The organism is Faecalibacterium tardum, from assembly GCF_040096515.1.
GTDB classification, from domain to species: Bacteria; Bacillota; Clostridia; order Oscillospirales; family Ruminococcaceae; genus Faecalibacterium; species Faecalibacterium tardum.
Window position 1 is genome coordinate 1 of record NZ_JBBMEO010000090.1, and the last position, 1,450, is coordinate 1,450.

Genomic DNA, 1,450 nt, shown 5'->3' on the forward strand with positions numbered 1-1,450 from the left:
AAAGGCTCCCTCCCCGAGGGAGCTGGCAAAACCGTCAGGTTTTGACTGAGGGAGTTCGTTCCCAAACCCCTACCGTGAAAAGGCAATTCTGGAAAATCCGCAGATTTTCCAGAATTGCGAAATTATAAATAATTTTTCCGCTGATGATGCGCAGAGCGCAGCGGAGCGCATTCCAAATCGTGATCTTGAATCGAGGCAGTATCTATGAACTACGAACAGGCAATGGAATACATCCATGCGGTGCAGTGGGCGGGGCATAAGCCCGGGCTTACCCGCACCCGCACCCTGCTGGCGGCACTGGGCGACCCGCACAAAAAGCTGCAATTCGTTCATGTGGCGGGCACTAACGGCAAGGGCAGTACGGCGGCGATGCTGGCTTCCTGTCTGCAAGCCGCCGGTTACCGGGTGGGACTGTATACCTCGCCCTTCATCAACCGCTTCAACGAGCGCATCCAGATCAACGGGCAGCAGATCCCGGACGAAGCGCTGGTGGCGCTGGTAGAGCAGGTAAAGCCCGCCGCCGATGCCATGGAGGACGTGCCTACTGAGTTCGAGATCATCACCGCACTGGGCATGCTCTATTTTGCGCAGCAGCAGTGCGATATCGTGGTGCTGGAGGTGGGGCTTGGCGGTACGCTGGATTCCACCAATGTCATTGAAAAGCCTGCCTGCGCGGTGATCACCGCACTGGGCATGGACCACGTCAAGGAACTAGGCCCCACGCTGGCAGATATCGCCGCTGCCAAGGCGGGCATCATCAAGCCGGGTTGTCCGGTGGTGAGCTACGGCGGCGCACCGGAGGCAGACGCCGTGCTGCGCCGGGTGGCGGCACAGCAGCACGCTCCCTTGACGGAGGTGGATTTTGCAAAGCTGCAGGTCACCGGCGGGGATCTGGATGCAGTTACCTTCAGCTTTGACGGGCTGGACGGGGTACGGCTGCCGCTCATCGGCAGCTATCAGCCCCGCAACGCCGCGCTGGCCATTACCGCCCTGCGGGTGCTGCGGCAGCAGGGCTGGAATATCCCGGAAAGCGATATCCGCACCGGACTGGAGCAGGTAAGCTGGCCCGGGCGCTTTGAACTGCTGCGCCACAGCCCGGCCTTTGTGCTGGACGGCAGCCACAACGCCCACGGGATGCGCGCCACGGTACAGAGCCTGAAAGACCGCTTCCCCGGGCAGAAATTCGTCTTTCTGGTCAGCATTATGGCCGACAAGGATGTGGACGAGATGCTGGCGCTGCTGGCACCGCTGGCCGAGCGGTTCGTGACCGTGACGGCGCACAACCCCCGCGCCATGCCGGCGCAGACGCTGGCGGAGCATATCCGTGCCTACGGCTGCACTGCCGAGGCTGCGGACAGCATCGAGGCCGGTGTGGCACGCGCAGAAGAACTGGGCGGCGAAGGCCCGGTGTGCGCACTGGGTACGCTGTATTTCTCCGGCGATGTCCGGC

General features: G+C 62.1%; 1 protein-coding gene. It reads left to right on the top strand.

Annotated elements, in window-relative coordinates:
* Positions 1-204: 204 nt before the first annotated feature.
* A partial coding sequence (locus tag WMO44_RS14865) for a bifunctional folylpolyglutamate synthase/dihydrofolate synthase (protein WP_349153040.1) occupies positions 205-1,450 on the top strand: 1,246 nt, incomplete at its 3' end.